We start from the raw sequence: 22,918 nt of genomic DNA, 5'->3' as shown, positions 1-22,918 counted from the left end.
TGCACCAGTGTCTGAAGAACTGAAACCTCACGAACAGCATGAACCCACAGGCTCAAACCATGAGCCTGTGAGTGCGTTCGAGGTGAATCACGAGGAGCAGTCCACCCCGCGTGACCTGGACGACGCCCAACGTGCGCTGGTTGAGGTGCAGGCGCTGCTGCGCAAGCAGAAGGTGATTGAAAGTGTGGTTCACAACCAGCAAAGCCATGTGAACCCTGAGCGTCACCGTTTGGTGGAAGACTTGGTGCATCGCCAGCACGTCAATGAGCTGGGCCACAAACTGCATCAGCTTCACCCGGCCGATGTGGCCTATGTACTCGAAAGCCTGCCGCTTGAAGAGCGGATGATGGTGTGGAGTTTGGTGCGTTCCGAGCGGGACGGTGAAATTCTGCTGGAATTGTCGGATGCGGTGCGGGAAACGCTGATCCGCTCCATGGACAGCGAAGAGCTGTACGCCGCTACTGAATCGCTGGATGCCGATGAAATTGCGGACCTGGCCCCCGATTTGCCGCGCGATGTGGTGGAGAAGCTGGCTAGCAGCCTGAGTCTGGAGGAGCGCGAGCAACTGCGCGCCGCCATGAGCTACCCCGAAGACAGCGTGGGCGCGCGCATGGACTTCGACATGGTGACCATCCGTGATGACGTGACGCTGGAAGTCGTGTTGCGCTACCTGCGCCGTTTTGAAGAGCTGCCTGAGCAAACCGATCAAGTGTTTGTGGTGGACCGCGTGGAGCATTTCAAAGGCAGCCTGCCTTTGGACCGCCTGCTGGTGAATGAACCGGAAACATTGGTGAGCGATGTCATGCGCCGGGATGTGTTGACGCTGGCGGCCTTGGATGATTCGTCCGAAGCGGCCCAAGCGTTCGAGCGTTACGACCTGGTGTCTGCCCCAGTGCTGGACCACACAGGCAAACTGATTGGCCGGCTGACCGTGAATGAAGTGGTGGACGTGATCCGTGAGGAAAGCGAGTCCGACCTGTTGAACACCGCTGGTTTGCGGGAAGAAGAGGACTTGTTTGCCTCGGTGTGGGAGTCTGCGAAAAACCGCTGGTTGTGGTTGGGCGTGAACCTGTTCACCGCATTTTTTGCCAGCCGGGTGATTGATGCGTTTGAAGGCACCATTGCCAAGGTGGTGGCCTTGGCTACCTTGATGCCCATTGTTGCGGGTATTGCGGGCAACTCCGGCAACCAGACCATGACCTTGATGATTCGCTCCCTCGCCCTGGGGCAGGTTAATGCCACCAACCTTCGCCTGCTGCTGAAAAAAGAATTGGCCGTGGCGGGCCTGAATGGATTGGTGTGGGGCAGTGTGGCAGGCGCTGCTGCAGTGGCCTTGTATTGGGGTACTTCGCAAGCCATGCTGCTTGGCGTGTTGATGATGATGGCCGTGATGCTGAACCTGGTGGTTGCTGCAGTGATTGGTGTGGCCGTGCCCATGGCCTTGGCCAAGATGGGCCGTGACCCAGCCATGGGTTCTTCCGTGTTGCTGACATTCTCCACAGACAGCATGGGTTTCTTCATTTTCCTGGGTTTGGCTTCGCTGTTTTTTTAAGCGCGAGCCCCCTTGCTGCGGATGCACCGTCCTTCTGTTTCCATCGTGATGCCGGTTCGCAATGAAGCGGCGGTGATTGCATCCACGTTGATCAATACACTGGCTCTGTTGGGCCCAGAAGACGAGTTGATCGTTGTCGACGGATGCTCCAGCGATGGTACTTTGGACATACTTCAGCGTCACACCGTTGATTACCCGGCCTTGACAGTCTTGACCGGACACACAGGCCGCGCCCGGCAGATGAATGCCGGTGCTGCACTGGCCAGGGGCGATGTTCTGCTGTTTCTGCATGCCGACACCCTTTTAACGGCCATGTGTTGGCGAGCATTGCTGCTCGCGGTACACGGTACTCAGCCGGTTTGGGGAAGGTTTGATGTGCGCATTGAAGGCCGCAGCCGCAGCTTGCCCATGGTGGCTTGGTTCATGAATCAGCGTTCGCGCCTGACCCGTGTGTGCACGGGTGACCAAGCCCTGTTCCTGACTCGAACGCTTTTTCAAACATTGGGGGGCTTTCCTGAGCAGCCCTTGATGGAAGACATTGAATTGAGCAAGCGCCTGAAGACTTTGGGGTCGCAAGCCAGGTTTGTTCCGCTGAGTACGCCGGTGTTTACCTCGGGCCGGCGCTGGGATGAACAGGGCCCATGGCGCACAATCGTGCTGATGTGGCGCTTGCGTTGGGCTTACTGGCGCGGCGTGCCTGCAGATCAACTGGCTGCTTTGTATCGGGAGGTGCGGTGAAACTGGCCATAGCCCTCTTTGCCAAATGGCCAGCAGCGGGCCGCACCAAAACCCGGCTTATTCCTGCTTTGGGCGAACAAGGCGCAGCCGATTTCGCCCGCTACCTGTTGTTGAGCCGGTTGCAGAATGTGCAGCGCTGGTCGAATTTGATGTTCAAAGGCAGCCAGCCAACCCGGGCGGTGGATGTGTCAGTCAAGGTTTGGACCGACGGGGGAAGCCCAGAGCATTGGCAGGCGTTGCTGGGGCCGCAGGTGAGCACTGCTGTGCAGGTGCCAGGGCATTTGGGGCAACGCATGGGCGCAGCAGTGCAGCACCATTTGAAGCACACCGACGCGGTGTTGTTGCTGGGCACCGATGCTGTGTGTTTTTCTGCCTCGCATTTACAGGCCATGTTGGACCAATTGCATGGGAATGTTCCGGTGGTGTTTGCACCCGCAAACGACGGGGGTTATGTGGCCGCACTCTGCGCTGGCCATGTTCCAGCCATGTTCGGCGGGAATATCGACTGGGGTACAGCCTCGGTATTGAGTACCAGCCTGCGCCTGTTGAAAGAGGCGGGTTATGCGGCGCCATGCATTGAGGTCCAGTTGGATGTGGATGAGCCTGCCGACCTGCAGCAGGCCTTGGACGAAGGCTGGGTGCCCGGTGATTGGGCAACACTGTTCGATGAACGCGGCGATAGGGGGCAATATGACGTTTCAGACGATTAACCGGGGGCAAGGCAGGTGGGGGCGTGTGTTGGCCGCGCGGCTTGCGTGGGGGGGGGCGTTGATTGTGGCCACCTTGGGTGGTGGTTTGTTGGTGCAAGCGCAGACTGCACCGCCCGCAGTGCCTGCATGGCCCAAATCGGCCACCGGCCCCATTCCATCGCCATGGACGGCGCAGTTTCACCCCAAGGTCAAGCAGCACACCGAATTCAAACTGGCTGAGTGGGGCGGGCAAACCGTGGTTCGTGCCGACGCCAACCAATCGTACGGTTCTATGGCCTTGGTGTTCCCAAGCCCTTCGGTGTTGGACAGCCTGCAATGGTCTTGGGCTGTGCTGACCCACCCCACTGGGGCCAACCCCCGAGTGAAAGAGGGTGACGATGCAGCCGCCAAGGTGTGTGTGTTCGTTGCGATCGACGAAAGCCGTCTGCCGCTGGGCACGCGGATCAAGCTGGGTGCAGCGCGAACCCTGTCCGGGGAAGCGCTGCCCGCAGCCACCCTGTGCTACGTGTGGGCTGACGAAGGCCAAGCAGTTGGCGCATGGTTCAACAACCCGTACACCGACCGTGTACGCAATATCGTGCTGCGCAGCGCCCCGGCGGTGCAAGGATCGGCCTTGGTGACGGAACAACGCGACCTGCAAGCCGATGCACGCCGCGCATTTGCAAGTGAGTTACCCGAAGGTGCAGTGAAATTTCTGGGGTTGGCCTTTGGGGCGGATGCGGACAACACCCAAAGCCGGGCGGTGGGGGTGTTTGGGGTGATTCAAGCCCGTTAGGCTACTTGGGGTGATAGATGAGGATAGAAGACTCTTCGTCAATGGTCACTAAATAACCTAAGGTATTCAACATGAATCGATGACTTAATGCTTGGCCTTCCTCGCCTGAACACAACACGTCAATGACCCAGACTTTAGGGGAAGGCAGTTTCAAATCCGAGTCTTTGATCTGGCGAATTCGCGGTGTTGATAACTTGATTTGACGCTGCAATTCGGCGGTTATACGCTTACTCTGGGTGGCTGACTTGAGTTGCTTACACGTGTCGCCAGTACCCGATCTCCAAAGACTTTGACCTGAGAAGTCGATGGATTGACCGATCTGACTGTTCAGTGTTTCCTGTAGATGATTGGAACAACCACTGGGACATTGGTAATCCTGTAATGTCCAGATTGTGTTCTTGAGTGCCGGTGCATCCGCACCAGTCGACGTGTTTTGAGCGTTGATAATCAATGGCACCAAAACGGATGCCAGTGAGAGCACCTTAAGCCAACAAAGCATTTGCATGATAAGACATTGAAACTTTGATGGCTTGGGTAGACACGCCTTTGTAGCGGCGAAAGATATGAGGTCTAGAAGACCAGTAGGAATTATTCATCTGTACTTCTCGGACACCTTGGGACTGCGCTCCAATCCAGAGTTTGTCTGAAAGCACTATTCCGATGTGGTTGACGCTGCCTTGATGCGCCTTGAATATGATCAAGTCGCCCGGCTGAGGTGAGTCAACTGTTTGAAACAAGCTACTGTTGATATAGCCCTCAACATTGGTTTTAAATTGAATTCCATGCATAGGGAAAAGCTCGGACAGCACAAATCCCACGAACCCGGAACAATCAAATCCGGCCTTTGTTTTTCCACCCCAAATATATGGCTTGGAAAAAACGTCCTGACCAAGAGCTCTTGCTGCTTCGGCAATTCCTAAGCCGGTTTGAGCGATGAGGTGTTCATCGGTATTCATGGTGTCCTTGACGTTTTGGCTGTTTGGCTTAGACCGAAACGTCACGCTACGCAATCATGATCTGAGTATCAAACCTCACGTCCGCTCACCCCTGAGATTGATTACGCCAGCTTCATCGCCCTCACGATCCGCTCGCAGTACCGTGCAATCTGATCAATTTCAAGGTTCACCGGCGACCCAGCCTTCAAGTGCTTCAAGGTCGTCATCTGCACGGTGTGTGGAATCAGGTTGATGTGAATGTCGCACTCCCCGCTGGCCAGGTCGTCCACCTTGTTCACGGTCAGGCTGACGCCATTCACAGTGACTGAACCTTTGTAGGCAAAAAATGCGCTCAGCGTTTGTGGGGCACGAATTTGCAGGTGCCAGCTTTCGCCAACCGGGGAGAAATCCACCACATGGCCCAAGCCATCCACATGGCCGCTAACCAGGTGGCCCCCCACGCGGTCGGACAGGCGCATGGCCTTTTCAAGGTTGACTTCGCCGGGTTCGGCCAGCCCCACGGTTTTTGACAGGCTTTCCTGTGATACGTCGACCCAGAAGCGTGCATTGCCCATTTCGACCACAGTCATGCAAGCGCCCTGGATGGCGATGCTGTCCCCGAGTTTCACATCGGAGAAGTCCAGGGTGGGGGCATGCACTTGCAGGCGAACACCCGCCCAGGCGGAGTCTTGCAGTGGGCTGACGCTTTCAATCTGACCGATGGATTCGATGATGCCGGTGAACATGGTGGGTACTGCTCCAAATGTCGTGTTGATGTGTTTAAACAGATGAACGGGCCCAGACTACTTTCAAGTCTTCGCCGATAGATTCGTGGCTGTGCAATTGCCACTGCTGGCCAGTGGGCAGTGAGGTCAGCTCTGGCAGCCTGAATGCACCAAGCCCGGGGCCCAGAAAGCGGGGTGCGATGTACTGCACCACTTCGTCTACCAGCCCTGCTTGCAGGAATGAGCCGTTCAGCCCATAACCTGCTTCAAGGTGTAGTTCGTTGATGCCACGGGCTGCCAGTTCGGCCAGCAGGCGGGGCAGGTCAGTTTTCTGTCGCTCCTTGTTCAGTCTGGGCGGTGCTGCGTTGATGGCGAGCAAATGGGCTGCGTTGGGGTGTTCCGCAAACCACGCGGGGGTGGCGGCGTTGGCGTGCGCAATCCACACCACGCCTTCCTGAAGCAGTCGGGCTTGCGGTGGTATTTCAAACTGACTGTCCACCACCACTTTGATGGGTTGTCGTGGGGTGTCGATGCCGCGCACGTTGAGTTGGGGGTCGTCAGCCTTCACGGTGCCAATGCCGGTCAGCACCGCACAGGCTTGGGCCCGCAGGTGGTGGCCGTCCAGCCGGGCTGCTTCACCGGTGATCCATTGGCTGACGCCATTGTTCAGGGCGGTAACGCCGTCTGCACTGGTGGCCACTTTCAGGCGTACCCACGGGCGGCCACGTTCCATGCGCGAGAAAAATCCCCGGTTAATCCAGCGGGCTTGGGCCTGCAACACACCATGTTCAACAAGCACCCCGGCGCGTTGCAATATGGCCATGCCTTTACCGGCAACCAGTGGGTTGGGGTCCAGGGTGGCGGCCACCACACGGCTGACTCCTGTGGGAATCAGCGCTTCGGCGCAGGGGCCGGTGCGGCCATGGTGAGCGCAGGGTTCAAGGGTGACATAGGCCGTGCTGCCAGCCAGGCTCACGCCATGAGCCTTGGCCTGAGCAATGGCTTGTACCTCGGCATGGCCTTGGCCTGCTTTCTCATGAAAGCCGGTGGCCAGAATTTGGCCTTCGCGCACAAAGATGCAGCCCACACGGGGGTTGGGTGTCGTGGTGTATTGGCCTTGCCAGGCTTGAGCCAACGCCAATGCCATCCAGTGTTCGTCTTGCTGCGCCTGCGGCCAGCCAAGTACGTCACTGGTGGGCGGCGGGGTGCTCATGGCAGGCGTGTGAGTTTGGCGATTTCTTCAGAGAAGCTTTGCAGGTCTTCGAAACTTTTATACACCGAAGCAAAGCGGATGTAGGCCACAGTGTCGAGCTGCTTGAGCTGTTGCATCACCAGTTCACCGAGAAACTTGGTGTCCACTTCACGCAGGGCGCTGACCAACAGTTTCTCTTCAATGCTGGCAATGGCGTTGTCGATGGCGTCCGCTGGCACTGCACGTTTGCGCAGGGCCAGCATCAGGCTGCCACGCAGTTTGTCGCGGGAGAAATCGACACGCGAGCCATCTTTCTTGACGATGGCCGGGAAAAACAATTCGGCCCGTTCGTAGGTGGTGAAACGTTTGCCACACCCGCCACACTGACGCCGCCGGCGAATTGACTGCCCGTCTTCAGGAGTGCGGGAGTCAACCACCTGCGTGTCGGTGTGTGCGCAGAACGGGCACTTCATGCCATCACTTGCCGCTGTATACCGGGAAGCGGGCGGTCAATGCAGACACTTTGGCGCGCACAGCGGCCAAGGTGCTTTCATCGGCCGGGTTTTCCAGCACGTCAGCGATGAGGTTACCCACCAAGCGGGCTTCTTCTTCTTTGAAGCCGCGGGTAGTCATTGCGGGGCTGCCCAAGCGAATGCCACTGGTGACGAAGGGTTTTTCAGGGTCGTTGGGGATGGCGTTTTTGTTCACGGTGATGTGAGCCAGGCCCAGCGCTGCTTCAGCCGCCTTGCCAGTGATGCCTTTGGCACGCAGGTCAACCAGCATGACGTGGCTTTCGGTGCGGCCAGACACAATACGCAGACCACGCTCGACCAGGGTTTCAGCCAGCACTTGGGCGTTTTTCACGACTTGTTGCTGGTAGGCCTTGAACTCGGGTTGCAGGGCTTCGTGGAAAGCCACGGCCTTGGCCGCGATGACATGCATCAGCGGGCCACCTTGAATGCCGGGGAAAATCGCGCTGTTGATCTGCTTGGCGATGGCTTCCTTCATCAGGATCACGCCACCACGAGGCCCGCGCAGGCTTTTGTGGGTGGTCGAGGTGCACACGTCGGCGTGAGGCACGGGGTTGGGGTACACACCCGCAGCAATCAGACCGGCGTAGTGGGCCATGTCGACCATGAAATAGGCACCCACTTCCTTGGCGATTTTGGCGAAGCGCTCGAAGTCGATGCGCAGGGCGTAAGCCGATGCACCAGCGATGATGATTTTCGGTTTGGTTTCACGGGCCAGTTTTTCAACGGCGTCGTAATCAATTTCTTCACGTTCGTTCAAGCCGTACGACACAACCTTGAACCACTTGCCGGACATGTTCAGGGGCATGCCGTGGGTCAGGTGACCACCTTCGGCCAGCGACAGGCCCATGATGGTGTCACCGGGTTGCAGCAGGGCAAAGAACACCGCTTGGTTGGCCTGCGAGCCCGAGTTGGGCTGCACGTTGGCCGCTTCGGCGCCAAACAGTTGCTTCAGGCGGTCAATGGCCAGTTGTTCGACCACGTCCACGTGTTCGCAGCCGCCGTAATAACGCTTGCCGGGGTAGCCTTCGGCGTACTTGTTGGTCAATTGGGAGCCTTGGGCTTCCATGACCGCCGGGCTGGCGTAGTTTTCAGAGGCGATCAGCTCGATGTGGTCGTGCTGGCGAGTGTTTTCCAGTTCGATGGCTGCCCAGAGTTCGGGGTCGATTTGGGCGATGCCCTTTTGGCGGTCAAACATAGTGGTTCCGTGGGAATTGAAGCAAGGGTACACAGCCTTCAATTTTAACCCATTTTCAAGGCTTTAGGCCACCCGGCCATCGACCTCGTCCCCAGCGGGCTGGCTTGTGTTCAGGTCCAGATGGTGCGTGTCCGCCCAAAGCCGGACTTGCAGCCCTTGACCGGGCGGTTGGTCCATCACATTCAAGGCGCAGTTGGGCAGCAACCAGGCCCTTTTGGGGGCAAGGTCAATGCCTTGGGCATGCCGGTAAATGCAGTCCAGAACGCCGCCATGGGCCACCACCAGCACGGTTTGGCCGGTATGTTGTTGCAGTATGGCCGTCACAGCGTCCATCACCCGGGTGTTGAATTGGCGCAGGCTCTCACCGTCTTTCACCGGGCCGTCAGGTTGCCGCTGCGAGATGATCTGGAATTGATTCGGGTTTTTCTGGGCCATTTCCGCGCTGGTGAGGCCGGAAAAATCGCCGTAATGCCTCTCACGAAGCCCGGTCAACAGTTGAATAGGCACAGTGTCGTCTGGCCGAATGATCTGTGCGGTGTGCTGGGCACGGCTGAGGTCGCTGCTGTAGCAGGCATCAATGAGCGGGCCTTGGTCGTCTTTCAGCAAGCGGGTGTGGGCAAGGTGCATGGCTTGGTGCACTTTGTGGGCCTGCTCAATGCCCCGTTGGTTCAGGCCAATGTCGGTGTGCCCCTGAAAGCGTTGTTCGACGTTCCATGGGGTTTCGCCGTGGCGCACCAGCACCAGTCGAGTGGTGCTGGCCGGTTTGGGCCACAGTGAGTGAAATGGGTTCATCGGTGGGTCAGCCCAGGTGCACGCGTGCAAAACGGCGTTTGCCGACTTGAACAATGTGCTCGCCCTTGGCCAAGCGGGTGCCTTTGTCACTGATCTTTTCGCCACCTACCTTAACACCGCCTTGTTCAATATTGCGGTTGGCTTCCGAGCCCGAGGCGCACAGGCCTGCCGCTTTCAACACCCAGGCAATGGCTGCATCGTCTTCGCCCTCTGGGCAATTGAGGTGCACTTCGGGCATGTCCTCGGGCAGGGCCCCCTGTTTGAAGCGGGCTTCAAAGTCGGCCAAGGCCTGCTCCGCGGCTGCTTGAGAGTGAAAACGGGCCACTATTTCCTGGGCCAGCGCCACTTTGGCGTTGCGGGGGTTGGCGCCTTCGGCGCAGGCCTTTTTGAGGGCGGCTTGGTCCGCAGGCGAAGTGAAGCTGAGCAGGGTGTACCAGTCCCACATCAGGTCGTCAGAGATGGACATCACTTTCCCGAACATTTCACCCGGTGCTTCAGTCACACCCACATAGTTGTGTTTGGACTTGGACATCTTGTTCACACCGTCCAGTCCCACCAGCAATGGCATGGTCAGCACGCACTGTTGGGCCATTTGGTGTTGCTTTTGCAACTCCCGACCCACCAGCAAGTTGAATTTTTGATCAGTGCCGCCAATTTCAAGATCGCTTTTCAAGGCCACCGAGTCATAGCCCTGCATCAGCGGGTACAGGAATTCATGAATCGCAATCGGGGTGCCGTCCCTGTAACGTTTGGTGAAATCGTCACGCTCCAGCATGCGGGCCACGGTGTGCATGGACGCCAGCCGGATCAAGCCTTCAGCACCCAGTGGCGTGCACCATTCACTGTTGAAGCGGATTTCGGTGCGGTCGCCGTCCAGAATCTTGATGGCTTGCTCGTGATAGGTTTTGGCGTTGTCAAGAATCTGTTCCCGCGACAGGGGCGGGCGGGTGGTGTTGCGGCCCGATGGGTCGCCAATCATGGCTGTGAAATCACCGATCAGGAAGATCACTTGGTGGCCCAGATCTTGCAACTGTCGGAGCTTGTTCAGCACCACGGTGTGGCCCAGGTGAATGTCGGGCGCAGTGGGGTCCAGGCCCAGCTTGATCCGCAGCGGCACGCCAGATGCTTCACTTTTTGCAAGTTTCTGAACCCAGTCGGCTTCAACAAGCAGTTCTTCGCAGCCGTGCTTGGTCATGGCCAGCGCATGTTGAACCGATTCGGAAAAAATAGGTTCGGGAGGTAAATTATTTGACGCACCGCATACAGGTGACTGGCTCATTTGGCAATCCTTTGTTACACTCCGGGTCGGTTCGTGTTGTATTTTTGAAAATGCGTCATTTTGGGGCGTTCGACACGATGGCCAAAAGGCCCGCGGAGCCCCGCTTTTCATTCAACTGAAAACCAACAATTACGACAAAAAACATGATGCTTCAAACAATTCTGCAGCAGGTCATTGCCTCCACATTGAGGGGCATTGAGCTTGCCAAAGGCCTTGCAGTTCGGGGCGTTCAAGCCGCCGACGCTGCCTTGCCTGCGTCACCGGTGCATCGGAAGTGGGTCATTGTAGGGTTTTTTTCGCTGCCCGTTATGGGTGCAGTGGTCGCAATCGCGGGCTCTGGCCAAAATTCGCTCCCCACTTTCGACTCCTCTGAGGCCGTGATCGAGGCCATTGAGCTGAATCTTGCCCAACAAGACGTGTTTTCCGTGGACCCTTTGGTGGCCGAAGAAAAAATTCGTCGGGGTGAAACCTTGGTTGAAATGCTGGACCGCCTGGGCGTCAACACCAAAGGGCTGGCCGCATTCATCAAGGCCGACCCTGTTGCGCGCAAACTGGTGAGCCTGCGGGCCGGCCGGGTCATCAGCGTGCAGCAAAACGCAGCGGGCGAGCTGGTGTGGTTGCGTTACCGCAGCGGCGTGGATGAAGACAAGCAAGAGTCTATCCTGATCCAGCGCCTGAACGGTCAGTTCACCGCTCGTCAGGAGTCGGTGCAGTTTGAGCGTCAGGTGGTGTTCAAGTCAGGTCGCATTGAATCTTCCTTGTTTGCTGCCGCTGACAAAGCCGACTTGCCCGATTCCGTGGCTGTGCAGATGACCGAAATTTTCGGTTCCGAGATTGACTTCCACAGGGAATTGCAACGGGGTGATGAGTTCCGTGTGGTCTATGAAGACCTGACCCTGGATGGCCGATCAGCCCGTGCTGGCCGAGTACTGTCCGTTGAGTTCATCAATGGTGGCCGTTCACACAAGGCCTATTGGTTTGCTTCGAAAGGCGGGCAAGGCGGCTATTACGACGAGCTGGGCCGTACACTGAAGAAGTCGTTCCTGCGTTCTCCCTTGGCGTTCTCCCGTATTTCTTCGGGCTTTACCTCCCGCCGTTTCCACCCCATCCAGCAAACCTGGAAAGCCCACACAGGTGTGGACTACGCAGCCCCAACCGGTACGCCCATCATGGCCACATCAAGCGGGACTGTGAAGTTTGTCGGTCAACAAAATGGCTATGGCAATTTTGTTGAAATTCAGCACCCGGGTAACGTGACTACGGCCTACGCCCACCTGAGCAGTTTTGCGCGCGGCCTGCGCAAAGGCCAGTCCATCGAACAGGGCCAGATCATCGGTTTCGTAGGCTCAACAGGTTGGGCCACCGGGCCACACCTGCACTACGAGTTCCGCGTCAGCGGCGCTCCCCGTGACCCGCTGGGCGTGAAAGTGGCTCAGCCGGTGCCTTTGGACCGCACTGCGATGACTGAATTCAAGCGTACCCAGTTGTCCATGGACCGTCGCATGGAATTGGCCGGTGTGGTGCGTGTGGCACGCGCCCAGTAAGCCCTCGGCGTTCTTGGGCTTTTTCGCATGATTGTTTTTGGCGCCATGTCCGGCACCAGCACCGACGGTGTGGATGTGGCTGCCCTGCGAGTGGCGCCCGATGGGGCCCTTCACTATCTGGGCCTGGTCAGCACGCCTTTCTCTCCTCACCTTCAGCGTGAATTGCTGGCTCTTCAGCAACTTCCCCCTTCGCTCGCCAACCGAGCCGACCCCTTGCTTGACCTGCTGGTGGCAAGGCGTGACCTCACCGACGTTTACAGCCAGGCTTGCAGCCAGTTGATGGATTTGCTGGGGCTGGCCGCTGCAGATGTGGCGGGTTTCGGTGTGCACGGGCAAACCATCCGGCATCGGCCTGACCTGGGGATTACCTTTCAGATGATTGACCCAGCCCGCTTGTCGGTGAGTACCGGCTTGACGGTGGTTAGCGATTTCCGAAGCAAGGATGTCGCTTTGGGCGGGCAGGGCGCCCCGTTGGCGCCTGCATTTCATCAGGCTTGGCTGGCGGGCCGGGGGGTGCACGGCCCAGCGGGTGTGCTGAACCTCGGTGGTTTTTCCAACCTCACTTTGATTCAGGGCCCCGATCAGCCTGTGTTGGGTGGCGACTGCGGCCCAGCCAATTGCTGGATGGATGCGTGGGCCTTGCGCACCACCGGTACGCCCATGGACATTGATGGGGTGATGGCCGCCTCTGGGGCTGTGCACCCGGGTTTGCTGGCTGCGCTGTTGGCCCACCCGTTTTTCGGGAAAGGCTGGCCAAAAAGCACGGGACGGGATGATTTCACTTTGGCGGTGTTCGACGATGCCCTGTCACACTTTCCTGGCTTGTCTGACCGCGCCGAGGACGTGATGGCGACGTTGATGGCCCTGACGGTGGAGTCTGTGCGTCAGTGTGTTCCACCCCAAGTCAGCGATTTATACCTCTGCGGTGGCGGGGTGATGAACCCGGTGCTGGTCAGCGCAATCGAGGCCGCCTGCCCGATGGCCACGGTTCGCCGTATCGAAGATTTGGGCCTGCCTACACAAGCCGTGGAAGCCTGTGCCTTTGCGTGGATGGCTGCCAGAACCCTTGCCGATCAGCCATCCAATTGCCCAACTGTGACAGGGGCTCAGCAATCCGCCGTATTGGGGCTTATTCAGTCGCCGCGTTGATTGCCAGAGGTTCGTCCAGCTCGGGACGGCGCTCGTGGCCCCGCTCCAACTCTTTGCTCTTGCGGGCGGGGAACAGTTCAGACAATACTTTCATGGCACCGTCAATTTGCCCGGGCAGGTAATGCACTCGAATGATGGGGCTGTGAAAGTCAATGGCCTTGCCTTGCGGCAAATGTTCTTTGGCCGACACGATGATGCAGAAGGGCTCCAGTTTGCATACAAGGCGTGCCCTGTTCAGTTCACGCACGGCTTGGTGTTCCTGATTCTCATTTTCAGTGATGGCTACCAGCACCGGGGCAACGCTGGCCGGTATGCCCGGTAGCTCGTTGCGGATTAAAGTCATGCAGCTTTTATTGACCAAATCGAACCCGGAGTCCGGGAAATGCTTTTCCACCTGAAGCGCCAAAGCGTGGCTGCCTGAATAGACGTAGGCGCCCAGCGGGTGTTGATCCTTGAGCATGGGTTGCTGCGGATCGGTTCTGTCTTGGCCTTGCGTGCCCGGCAGGCTGATTTCGAATATCGATCCCCGAACCTGTCCGCCGATGACACGGTTGACGCAGCGTGTCATGGCCAGAATTCGGTCGCTGAGGTCCTGAACAATTCGGGAGCCGTGGCCCCATCCTTTGTTGCGCTGGTGTCCCGGGTCTGTGGACACACCCGGGCCGGTGTCGACAATCTGAATCAGCACTCGGTTGCCCCGGCGCCGCGCCCCAACAACTACACCCCCATGTTCGGTGTATTTCACCGCGTTGTCCAGGCCATTGCGCAGAATTTTCGTCAGCGATTCGAGATGTGTATTGATGCTTAAGTCGTTTTCGACATAGCGCAGTTGCAGGTCTTTAGATTGAGCCAACAACCGATATTCCTCAACCAATGGGGCCAGTACATCATGCGCCTTGACGGGTTTGAGGGGGGCGTGCTGTTCGTCGAATGGGTACTGAACAGCTTCTTCCATCTGGTCGAAGAATTCTTCCAGCATGGTTTTCAAGGCTTTTTGGGCGGTCTGAATGTGCTGGTAGCGGGCGCTGACCTCAGGGTCTTTGGCGATGGCACGCCCCACGCTGGCCAGAATGCCCAAGGTGCTCAGCGGTTGACGCAAGTCGTGACGGAAATCCTTCAGTACACGCCGCCCCCGATAGGCCACCTGCATGGCTGCAGCTTCAAGGGCTTGCCCTTGGCTGGGTTTCTGAGCGCTTTTAATCACCGCGCTTTGAGCCAACAGGTTCAGGTAAGTGCCCGCCAAAAGTGCCAGCATCATGCCTTCTGTCAACGCGGGCATGGCCTCGGAAATGACCAAACCATTGAGGTGAAGGTTGATCAGGAAGGTCGACAAGGCGTAAAGCGCAACCAGCACATACCCTTTGATCCGCTTGGCGATTGAGGCCCCGCGGTAGGCCAGCATTAACCAGCATAAAGAGGCAGCCTGAGCCACGCTCATGATCAGGACGGTCTCAAATTGCTGGACACAAGCCCCAAGGGTGGTACCCACGACATTGATGGCCAATGGGGCAAGGACACGCTGCTTGCGGTTGATTTGTTGATCTACCCGCCGATACACATACGCCAGCGCAAACAACAATGCCGAAGCCAAAAACAGGATGATGTAGTAAGGGCTGGGGTGCCCGTCCGCAGTGGTGGGCGTCACTGGTGCCCACAGTGAAATGGCCAACAGCAATGCGCCCAGCGAACCGCTGGCATTTTGACGCTGATTGGAGCCCTGTTCTCCGATCAGGGGGATCAGACAAATGCCCCCCAAGGCTGCTGCAATAGTGATTGTTTCCGGCATATTGTTTTGGGTGAACAGGCCCAGCCCCTGCTCGGGCTGGGCCTAGGTTCTGCGGTTAAATGCTGGTGGCGTTCAAGCGGGGTATCTTTCGGTACAAGCTGACTGCCTGAGTCCGGTTCTTCACATTCATGCGGGTGAAAATTTCGCGAAGGTGGGTTTTGATGGTCTCGGGAGACAGGTCCAACTTTCGGGCAATTTCCTTGTTGGACAAACCCGAGGCCAGGTAATGCATGACCTGTTGCTGCTTGTGTGTCAACTGTATGCCTGAATTGTGGCTGTTGCGGCTTCCGCCGTGGTCACCCTGGCCAGTACGGTTACTCAGCGCATTGGGGCGCCATTGCACCTGCACACCCGCGCGGGTCAGCGCTTCAAGCAGCAGTGCCGAGGTTTGTTCAAACCCCTCAGACTTCGACAGCAACCAAGCCGGTGCATGTTGGCTGGTTTGAATGGAGCGCAGCAGAATGTCGTCACCACTCATGATCATCGTGGGTACATTCGGCCGGAGGCGACTCAAAGAATCTAACACTGTTTGACCTTGTGCATCGGGCAAACGCAGGTCGGTGATGATGAGCGCTGGGTTATGGTGGTCCAGCAATTCCCGAGCGTGGTTCAGGGACGATGCGCAAATGATTTCGGCGTTGTTGGCGACGAATTCAACAAGGTCCTTGATGCCAGTGGCAAACAGGGGGTGATCTTCAATGACTAAAATTTGATTCATGGGCATGGCGGCCTCCTCCCAAGTGAGAGCTAGTTGGATCGGATTCACTACAACGGATCATGCAAACATGATGTGGCGGAGAAGGGGGATATCCAACCCTCTTTAGGGTGAGTTAATCCGGTCTGTTGAATATATTCAACTATTTTTCACAAATTAACAATTAAATTTCCAAATGGTGAAAATGTGTAATGTTTATCACGGGGTGTACACTTGTAGTGGCCATGCATCGCCTTTTCCTGAAATACCCGGCTGGCGCGGGTTTTTCATTACAATGCAGGTTTGCTGACCTTTTTGCCGCCTTTGGGCCCCATTCATGAGAAACCGACTTACGCCCGCAGCCAAGCCTGCAGACGAGCTTCAGGCCCGGGTGCGCCGCAAGGAGCAGACCCGACAAAACCTGATGCAGGCGGCGTTGGCTTTGGTGGGCAACGGCAGCAGCTTCACCGCACTGGGTATTCGGGAAATTACCCGTGAGGCCGGGGTGGTACCCACCGCTTTTTACAGGCACTTCAAGACAACCGATGAACTGGGGTTGGCTTTGGTGGAAGAAGCCGGTTTGACGCTGCGACGGTTGTTGCGCGAGGCCCGTCAGGCCAGCCTGCCCGGCGAGGACATGATTCGCCACTCAGTGAATGTGTTCATCAACTACTTGAAGCAACACCACCTGGAGTGGCGCTTCATCAGTTCGGAGCGCTCTGGGGGTTCCCCCGCTTTGCGCAATGCGATTCGCAATGAAATCACGCACTTCACCAACGAAATGGCCAGCGACCTTCGGTCCCTGAATATTTTCCCCAAGCTGACTGGCACTTCATTGCTGCTGATTTGCAGCGTGGTGGTCACCTTGATGATGAACTCGGCGGTGGATTTTCTGGACCTGAAGCCCGAGCAGCCCATGATTGAACGTGAGATGCAGGACAACTTCGTCAAGCAGATTGTGATGGTGTTCTTGGGGGCTGCCCATTGGGAAGAGGTGCCCACTGGTTCCTTGCAGGACGAAATTTCAGGCCGCCAATGACGGGTCAACCGATCGTTTATGTCGACTTGGACGGCACACTCAGCCCCTCTGACGTGTTGTTGGAGTCTTGCCTATTGCTGCTCAAGCGCAATGTGCTGTACGTGTTTTTGTTGCTGTGGTGGGCCCTGAAGGGTGGCTGGCGCCTGAAAACCGAAGTGGCACGCAGGGTGACTTGGCACGGGCAGTTTTTTCCGCTCAACCGTGAGGTGGTGGCCCGGTTGCAAAGCCTGAAGGCGCAGGGCCACACCCTGGTGTTGGCCTCGGCGTCGTTGGCCAGGGACGTCAACCAGGTCGCGGAACAAACCGGTTTGTTCGACCGGGTGCTGGCCAGCACCACCCACAATCTGAAAGGCAAGGCCAAGCTGAAAGCCATTCAGGCCGATGCCCAAGGCCAGCCGTTTGCCTACTTTGGTGATGCCAGTGTGGATGTGCCGATCTGGACGGCCTCAGCACAGGCGTGGGCGGTGAACCCCTCGCAGGCGGTGCAGTTGAAGGCCAAGGCCGCTGGGGTTGAATTGAATGTCATTCAGACCGAGCGCCCCGCCCGCCTTCGTTCTTGGTTGAAAGCCATGCGGGTTCAGCAGTGGGTGAAAAACGGCTTGCTGTTTGTGCCCTTGCTGGCAGCACATCGGGCCGATACGCAGGCCTGGGTGACCACGCTGTGGGGCTTTGTGGCGTTCGGCTTGGTGGCCTCTGCCACGTATGTGTGGAACGACTTGATGGATTTGGAGTCGGACAGACAACACCCACGCAAACGCCTGCGCCCCATGGCCAGCGGTGTGCTGCCCATCCATCACGCCTTGGCTGGGCTGGCCTTCTTGGGCCTTGCGGGTTTTGCGGTGTCAGCCACGTTGGTCGGCTGGGCCTTCACCGCGGTGCTGGCCATTTACACGGTGATGACGTTGCTCTACACCTTTGTGTTCAAGCGCACTGCGTTTGTGGACGTGTTGCTGTTGGCCTTGCTGTACACAGTGCGCATTGTGGCCGGGGGTGTGGGCACGGGTATTGATTTGTCCAGTTGGCTGTTGGCCATTTCGCTGTTCCTGTTTTTGAGCCTGGCCTTGGTCAAGCGCTGCGCTGAGTTGGAGTTTTTGGCACAGGAAGGGGTGGATCAGCCCTCGGGACGTGGTTACCGGATGGATGACCTCAGCTACTTGGTGTCCATGGGTATTTCCAGCGGCTTTGTGTCGGTGTTGGTGTTGGCCCTGTATGTGGACAGCACCAACGGTTCGCGCCTGTATGCCACGCCGGAATGGCTCTGGGGGGTGTGCCCCTTGTTTCTGTTCTGGTTGATGCGCATCTGGATTTTGACCGCACGCCGTGAAATGGTGGATGACCCGGTTCACTTTGCCCTGAATGACCGTGTGAGCTGGGGCTTTGTGTTGGCCAGCGGTTTGCTGTTCGTGCTGGCTGCTTGAATATTCCGCTAATTTGTTAAACCCTGACCCCTGTGGGTAAGCACATGACATCGACTTCCATGCCCGGGCGAATTTCTCTGGAGCAATCACGACGGGTGTTTGAATGGACTGTGGCGGCAACCTTGATCCTCAAGTTGTGGCTGGCCATTTGGTTTCCCATCACCAGCGACGAAGCCTTTTTCTTCCAATGGGCGCTGTTTCCAAACTGGGGCTATTACGACCACCCACCCATGATTGGCTGGTGGTTGTGGGTGCTGTCCCAGTTCAGCCATGCGCCGTGGGTGATCCGTTTGGCCACGGTGCTGTTGACGACGGTGATTGCAGTGGGCGTGGTGAAGGTTGCACGGCATGTGCTGCCTGAGGGGCAAGAGAGCCGTGCTTGGCTGGCGGGGGCGGTGTACCTGTCGTTGCCGGTGTCCTGGTTTGGCGTGTTTGTGACCACCGACACGCCGCTGATTTTTTTCTGCGGCTTGACTGTGTGGGTGTACTTGCTGGCCTGGCAACGCAACAGCGCCTTGTTGATGGTGTTGGCCGGTGTGTTGGCGGGGTTGGCGTTCCTGTCCAAGTATTTTGCGGTGCTGCTGGGGTTTGCGCTGGTGGTGCATTTGTTGGCGACAGGCCGCTTCAAGTTGTTGGGGGCCCTGGTGTTGGGTGGTTTGCCTGTGGCCATGGTCAATGTGGCCTACAACGCCTACAACTGCTGGAACAACATCATGTTCAACCTGGTGAACCGGCATGACGATGCGCAACTGGGTTGGAAAACCGTGGCAACGTATTTGGGCATGATGGTTTACTTGCTTACCCCGTGGGTCGTCTGGGCCTTGTGGAAAGGCCGAGCCGAGTGGACGCGCCAATCGGCGCTGGTTGCAGCCTTGTGGATTCCGCTGGGGCTGTTTCTGTTGATCTCACTTGAGAAAACCGTGGGCATGCACTGGGTGCTCAGTTTCTTGCCGATCGCATTTGTGCTGTTGGCTTTGGGCGTTCAGGAGTCCAAGTTGCTGGCCTTTGTGCGCTTCAATGCTTGGCTGGCGTTGCCTCACATCGCCTTGTTTGCTGCGTTGATGCATGCCAACCCGTCCATCTGGTCAGAAAGTTTTCGTGACGACGTGATCTTCCATCGTCAGGGCGGGGACATTGTTCGTCAGTTGTCTGAAGATTTACCCGCTGGGGGCACACTGGCAACGATTGCCTATTCGCCAGCGGCATTAATGAGCTACCACGCTGGCCGCACTGTGCCTGTTTTTGGGCCCGGCAAATACCATGCACGCAATGACGATGTGTTTGTGGATTGGCGGCAGATGGATGGCAAGCCCATCCGCATTGTGGCCAAGGCCAAGCCCATTGACCCCGCAAGCTATGCGCCGTATTTCAAATCAACCAAGGTGAGCACACGTGTGGTAGATGGCGTGAGTTTCACCGTGGTGGATGGTGAGCAGTTCAACTACCCGCGTTTTCGTGAGGTGGTGCTGCGTGAGGCGGTGGAGAAATACTACCGAATCCCCCAAGGCCTGCCCGTGCTGGATTGCCCGTTCGGGCGAAAGTACGGCTTTGAGGATGAATGCAGAATTGGCGACTGGGGTGTGTTGAACCGGTTCAAGGCTGCCCATGCGGGGCAACCCTGAACCTTTTGTGCAGGCTTATGCCTGAGCGGCAACGGGTTTGCTGCGGGTAGGCAAGGCCAGGCGGAACACCTTGCGCAGCACACCAAAGTACTGCTTGTGCAACTTGCCCGTGTTGTAAGGCAGGCCATATTTTTCGCACACGGCACGAACCTTGGGAGCCACTTCGGTGTAGCGGTGTGCGGGCATGTCTGGGAACAGGTGATGTTCGATCTGATGGCTGAGGTGACCACTCATCAGGTGCATCAACTTGCCACCTTCAAAGTTGGCTGAGCCGGTGATCTGCCGGATGTACCAGTCACCACGGGTTTCCTGGCCCATGTCTTCTTCCTTGTAGGTGGCCACGCCGTCGGGAAAGTGACCGCAGAAAATGACCGTGTAGGACCACAGGTTGCGGATCAGGTTGGCCAGGAAGTTGCCCAGCAACACGCGGGGTGCATTCCACAGCGCGATGGCTGGAAACAGCACGTAATCCTTGCCCACTTGCCGGGCGATTTTCTTCAGGAACGGCTTGAGCCTGGCCATGAAAGTGGCTCGGTCAATTTTGCGTTCGCCGGTGATTTCGAATTCCAGGTCGTGCGCGCCGACACCCCATTCAAAGCCCGCAGCCAGCATGGCGTTGTACACGGGTTGGCCGAGGTAAGCGGGGTGCCAGGGCTGGTCTTCGCTCATGCGCATGATGCCGTAGCCCACGTCACGGTCTTTGCCCACGATATTGGTGTAGGTGTGGTGCATCACGTTGTGGCTGTGGCGCCATTGGTCGCTGTCGCAGACGTTGTCCCAGTCATATTTCAGGCCGTTGAGCTTGGGGTCGCCCGTCCAGTCGTACTGGCCGTGCATCACGTTGTGGCCAATTTCCATGTTTTCGAGAATCTTGGCATTGGCCAGTGCGGCAACACCGATCACAAAGCTGATGGGGTCAAAGCCCACATGCAACAGGGTGCGGCCAGCGATTTCGCTGCCTGTGGCAATGCGCATGATCTTGCGGATGTGGGCGACGTCTTTCTCGCCCAGGTCGGCCATCACTTCATCGCGAATGGCATTCAATTCTTTTTCAATGGCGTCCACGTCAGCACGGGTGATGTGGGCGGGGTGTCCGAGTGTGGAGTGTGCTTGGGTCATGGTGCGTCTCCTGGCTTACAGTTCGATGTTCAGTGTGATGTCGCTCAATGCGCGGGTGCTGCACAGCTTGATCAGTTCATTGGGGGCGTTGGAAATTTCGCCGGTCAACAGGTTTTGGGTGGCGCCTTGCACTTTCAGGCAGGTGCAGGTGGCGCAGATGCCCATGCGGCAGCCGTTCTGGGGCTGAATGCCTTGGGCTTCGATCTGTTGCAACAAGGGTTGGTCGCCCTCGGTGGTGAAGCTGCGGTTCAGGTTGTCCAGCACCACGCTGACAGGGCCCATGTCGTCGCCTGCTTTGGCGAACACCGGCGGCATGAAGGTTTCAGTCACCAACAGTTCAGGCTGTGCGCTGAAGAACGGTTGAATGCCTTCGAGCATGACGCGGGGCCCGCACACCCAAGTGCTGAGGCTGCCGAAGCCGGGCAGGGCTGCCGCGATGACTTCAGCGGTTGGCACGCCTTGCGTGTCGCTGTCGTGGTTGATGAGTGTCAGTGCGGGCCAACGTGCAGCCAGCGCGTCCAGCTCGTCCGCGAAAATGCGGTTGTCCCTATTGCGGCTGATGTAAAAGAACTGCACCGGTGTTTGGGGGGCGGTTTTCTCCAGGGTGTAGAGCATGCTCATCACTGGGGTAATGCCGCTGCCTGCTGCAACAAACTGCAGGGTGGACGTTTTGGCTTTGGCCAGGGTGAATTCGCCGCCAATGCTGTCGAGCACCACGGTGTCGCCGGCTTTCAGGTTTGAGTTGATGTAGGTGGACACAGCGCCTCCTTCAATCTGCTTGACTGTGAAGCGGAGCAGGGCCGAGCCCTCAACCACACTGAGGCTGTAAGTGCGGCCAACCCGGCGACCGTTGATTTCCACATTCACCCGGGCGTATTGGCCCGACTTCATGCCCTTGAACAATGAGTTGGGTTTCAGGGTGATGCTGGTGGTGTCGTGGATTTCTTTGCGCACGGCCACTACAGTGGCGCGAATTTCGTCGAACGACGCGGTGGGCTGAAACGCTTGCAGGGCCACTTCAACCAGCTTGGGGTTGAACAAAATGGGGCTGATGCGTTTGAGTGTATTTTGGAGCATGGTTGTGTCCTCCGTTTGGATGTGCACAACTGTACTCTCAAATATAAAAAAGTCTACGAATTAATATAGAGCGATCATTCCAAAATATTGTAAGTATATGAAATTATTCTGATTATGTTGTGCACATATGTGCACAGTTGTCGTGCACAGGTTGAGTTTATTGGAGGGTGGTTCGGTGTGCGCCGCCGGGCCTGAACACTGATTACCCTTCATGGAGTTAACCCGGCCGGGTCGCTATTTAGGCTTTCAATCACCTCACGCCTACACTGTGCCGCCAATTCGATTCTGCCTTTTGCAGATGAATCGAAATCGGCGTCAAGCAGTCCATTTGGGCATGGCTTGTCCTCTTAAACATTCGTTTAATCTTAAGGAAGTTCAATGAAAAAAGTTTGGGTTGCTGGATTGATGGCCTTGGCGACAACTGCTGCATCAGCCGCAGAAGGGTTGTATGCCGGTGCCACTTATTCCACCATTTCTGTGACAGACAGCAGCGTTCCCGGCGTGAAAGTTGATTTGGATGCACTGGGTGTCTTGGGCGGTTATCGCTTCAACGACCATGTCGCTGTTGAAGGGCGTTTGTCCACCGGTGTGAAGGATGAACGGTTGGGCAATGCCAAGTTCAGCCTTGATTCTTACGTTGGCGTGAACGCCTTGGGTACCTTGCCCCTGAACGCGTCGGGCTTCAGCCTGTATGGCACTTTAGGCTATGGCCGCGTGGAGGTTAGCGCCTCTGCCCCTGGTGTTTCTGCGTCTGGCAGCGAGACTTCCGTAAGTTATGGTGCTGGCTTGATGTTCACCAGCGGCCGATTCGCAGTGCGCGGTGGATACGAATCCTTGTTTGACAAGCAAGGTGTGGAAGGTGATGGTGTCACTTTGACCGCAACTTACGCCTTCTGATTGGCCTGAGCATGAAAAAAGCCCAGTGTTCGATGAGCACTGGGCTTTTTTGTATTCTGGTGGCGAATCAGGGACTCGAACCCCGGACCTGCGGATTATGATTCCGTCGCTCTAACCAACTGAGCTAATTCGCCGAAAGACCGCAAT

Annotated in this window: 21 protein-coding genes and 1 tRNA gene; 10 read left to right on the top strand and 12 right to left on the bottom strand. The window is 57.3% G+C overall.

Annotated elements, in window-relative coordinates:
- The first annotated feature begins 67 nt into the window (after positions 1-67).
- Genes mgtE through ACK4FF_RS15075 form a run of 4 tightly spaced genes read left to right on the top strand, consistent with a single transcriptional unit; the run spans position 68 to position 3,775 of the window.
- A complete protein-coding gene (gene mgtE / locus ACK4FF_RS15090) occupies positions 68-1,552 on the top strand; it encodes a magnesium transporter (protein ID WP_409711162.1) in 1,485 nt (494 codons plus the stop codon).
- A 21-nt stretch (positions 1,553-1,573) separates the two neighbouring features.
- Positions 1,574-2,290, top strand: coding sequence for a TIGR04283 family arsenosugar biosynthesis glycosyltransferase (locus ACK4FF_RS15085; protein WP_409711083.1), 717 nt, complete (start codon positions 1,574-1,576; stop codon positions 2,288-2,290).
- On the top strand, positions 2,287-3,000 hold the full coding sequence (locus tag ACK4FF_RS15080; RefSeq protein WP_409711081.1) for a TIGR04282 family arsenosugar biosynthesis glycosyltransferase: 714 nt from the start codon (positions 2,287-2,289) through the stop codon (positions 2,998-3,000). The genes ACK4FF_RS15085 and ACK4FF_RS15080 overlap by 4 nt, the downstream gene beginning before the upstream one ends.
- Entirely contained in the window at positions 2,981-3,775 is a 795-nt protein-coding gene (locus ACK4FF_RS15075) for a DUF3047 domain-containing protein (protein ID WP_409711079.1), read from the top strand. Before ACK4FF_RS15080 ends, ACK4FF_RS15075 begins: the two co-directional genes overlap by 20 nt.
- A gap of 482 nt (positions 3,776-4,257) precedes the next feature.
- Here ACK4FF_RS15075 and ACK4FF_RS15070 read toward each other — a convergent pair whose 3' ends face one another.
- The 7 genes from ACK4FF_RS15070 to tyrS all read right to left on the bottom strand — a co-directional run bounded on the left by ACK4FF_RS15070 (position 4,258) and on the right by tyrS (position 10,342).
- Positions 4,258-4,731, bottom strand: coding sequence for a C40 family peptidase (locus ACK4FF_RS15070; protein WP_409711077.1), 474 nt, complete (start codon positions 4,729-4,731; stop codon positions 4,258-4,260).
- 101 nt (positions 4,732-4,832) lie between these two features.
- On the bottom strand, positions 4,833-5,456 hold the full coding sequence (locus tag ACK4FF_RS15065; protein WP_409711075.1) for a riboflavin synthase: 624 nt from the start codon (positions 5,454-5,456) through the stop codon (positions 4,833-4,835).
- A gap of 34 nt (positions 5,457-5,490) precedes the next feature.
- Positions 5,491-6,648 carry a bifunctional diaminohydroxyphosphoribosylaminopyrimidine deaminase/5-amino-6-(5-phosphoribosylamino)uracil reductase RibD gene (gene ribD, locus ACK4FF_RS15060; protein ID WP_409711073.1) on the bottom strand — a complete coding sequence of 386 codons (1,158 nt, stop codon included), beginning with the start codon at positions 6,646-6,648 and terminating at the stop codon, positions 5,491-5,493.
- Positions 6,645-7,100, bottom strand: a complete 456-nt coding sequence (gene nrdR / locus ACK4FF_RS15055; protein WP_409711071.1) for a transcriptional regulator NrdR — start codon at positions 7,098-7,100, stop codon at positions 6,645-6,647. Before nrdR ends, ribD begins: the two co-directional genes overlap by 4 nt.
- A 4-nt stretch (positions 7,101-7,104) precedes the next feature.
- Positions 7,105-8,355, bottom strand: a complete 1,251-nt coding sequence (gene glyA, locus ACK4FF_RS15050; RefSeq protein ID WP_409711069.1) for a serine hydroxymethyltransferase — start codon at positions 8,353-8,355, stop codon at positions 7,105-7,107.
- Positions 8,356-8,418: 63 nt separating this feature from the next.
- Positions 8,419-9,147 (bottom strand): histidine phosphatase family protein, encoded by a 729-nt coding sequence (locus ACK4FF_RS15045; protein WP_409711067.1) that lies wholly within the window; start codon positions 9,145-9,147, stop codon positions 8,419-8,421.
- 7 nt (positions 9,148-9,154) lie between these two features.
- Positions 9,155-10,342 carry a tyrosine--tRNA ligase gene (gene tyrS, locus ACK4FF_RS15040; RefSeq protein ID WP_409711065.1) on the bottom strand — a complete coding sequence of 396 codons (1,188 nt, stop codon included), beginning with the start codon at positions 10,340-10,342 and terminating at the stop codon, positions 9,155-9,157.
- A 227-nt stretch (positions 10,343-10,569) separates the two neighbouring features.
- Here tyrS and ACK4FF_RS15035 point away from each other — a divergent pair, with 227 nt between their 5' ends.
- Together ACK4FF_RS15035 and ACK4FF_RS15030 are read left to right on the top strand one after the other, a co-directional pair.
- Complete coding sequence (locus tag ACK4FF_RS15035; RefSeq protein WP_409711063.1) at positions 10,570-11,970, top strand: peptidoglycan DD-metalloendopeptidase family protein; 1,401 nt, start codon at positions 10,570-10,572, stop codon at positions 11,968-11,970.
- Between the two features lie 27 nt (positions 11,971-11,997).
- Positions 11,998-13,119 carry an anhydro-N-acetylmuramic acid kinase gene (locus tag ACK4FF_RS15030; protein WP_409711061.1) on the top strand — a complete coding sequence of 374 codons (1,122 nt, stop codon included), beginning with the start codon at positions 11,998-12,000 and terminating at the stop codon, positions 13,117-13,119.
- Here ACK4FF_RS15030 and ACK4FF_RS15025 read toward each other — a convergent pair.
- Both ACK4FF_RS15025 and ACK4FF_RS15020 read right to left on the bottom strand, forming a co-directional pair.
- Positions 13,100-14,905 (bottom strand): sensor histidine kinase, encoded by a 1,806-nt coding sequence (locus ACK4FF_RS15025; protein WP_409711059.1) that lies wholly within the window; start codon positions 14,903-14,905, stop codon positions 13,100-13,102. The genes ACK4FF_RS15030 and ACK4FF_RS15025 overlap by 20 nt on opposite strands.
- Positions 14,906-14,960: 55 nt before the next feature.
- Positions 14,961-15,623: a LuxR C-terminal-related transcriptional regulator gene (locus ACK4FF_RS15020; RefSeq protein ID WP_409711057.1), complete on the bottom strand. Its 663-nt coding sequence runs from the start codon at positions 15,621-15,623 to the stop codon at positions 14,961-14,963.
- Between the two features lie 313 nt (positions 15,624-15,936).
- On the opposite strand from ACK4FF_RS15020, the gene fabR reads away from it, so the two are divergent.
- The 3 genes from fabR to ACK4FF_RS15005 are packed head-to-tail and all read left to right on the top strand — an operon-like array spanning position 15,937 to position 19,678.
- A complete protein-coding gene (gene fabR / locus ACK4FF_RS15015) occupies positions 15,937-16,638 on the top strand; it encodes an HTH-type transcriptional repressor FabR (protein ID WP_409711055.1) in 702 nt (233 codons plus the stop codon).
- Positions 16,635-18,056: a UbiA family prenyltransferase gene (locus ACK4FF_RS15010; RefSeq protein WP_409711053.1), complete on the top strand. Its 1,422-nt coding sequence runs from the start codon at positions 16,635-16,637 to the stop codon at positions 18,054-18,056. The genes fabR and ACK4FF_RS15010 overlap by 4 nt, the downstream gene beginning before the upstream one ends.
- Positions 18,057-18,100: 44 nt before the next feature.
- Positions 18,101-19,678: an ArnT family glycosyltransferase gene (locus ACK4FF_RS15005; protein ID WP_409711051.1), complete on the top strand. Its 1,578-nt coding sequence runs from the start codon at positions 18,101-18,103 to the stop codon at positions 19,676-19,678.
- 15 nt (positions 19,679-19,693) lie between these two features.
- On the opposite strand, the gene ACK4FF_RS15000 is transcribed toward ACK4FF_RS15005, so the two are convergent.
- Both ACK4FF_RS15000 and ACK4FF_RS14995 read right to left on the bottom strand, forming a co-directional pair.
- Complete coding sequence (locus ACK4FF_RS15000) at positions 19,694-20,797, bottom strand: fatty acid desaturase family protein (protein WP_409711049.1); 1,104 nt, start codon at positions 20,795-20,797, stop codon at positions 19,694-19,696.
- Between the two features lie 15 nt (positions 20,798-20,812).
- Positions 20,813-21,874, bottom strand: a complete 1,062-nt coding sequence (locus ACK4FF_RS14995; RefSeq protein WP_409711047.1) for a flavin reductase family protein — start codon at positions 21,872-21,874, stop codon at positions 20,813-20,815.
- A gap of 378 nt (positions 21,875-22,252) precedes the next feature.
- On the opposite strand from ACK4FF_RS14995, the gene ACK4FF_RS14990 reads away from it, so the two are divergent.
- On the top strand, positions 22,253-22,771 hold the full coding sequence (locus ACK4FF_RS14990) for a porin family protein (RefSeq protein ID WP_409711045.1): 519 nt from the start codon (positions 22,253-22,255) through the stop codon (positions 22,769-22,771).
- A gap of 57 nt (positions 22,772-22,828) precedes the next feature.
- Here the strand turns inward: ACK4FF_RS14990 and ACK4FF_RS14985 are convergent.
- Positions 22,829-22,905: transfer RNA gene (locus tag ACK4FF_RS14985), tRNA-Met, on the bottom strand.
- Between the last annotated feature and the right edge of the window lie 13 nt (positions 22,906-22,918).

Source organism: Limnobacter sp., assembly GCF_046297615.1.
Lineage (GTDB): Bacteria > Pseudomonadota > Gammaproteobacteria > Burkholderiales > Burkholderiaceae_B > Limnobacter.
This window is presented reverse-complemented; position numbering and strand designations above follow the sequence as displayed.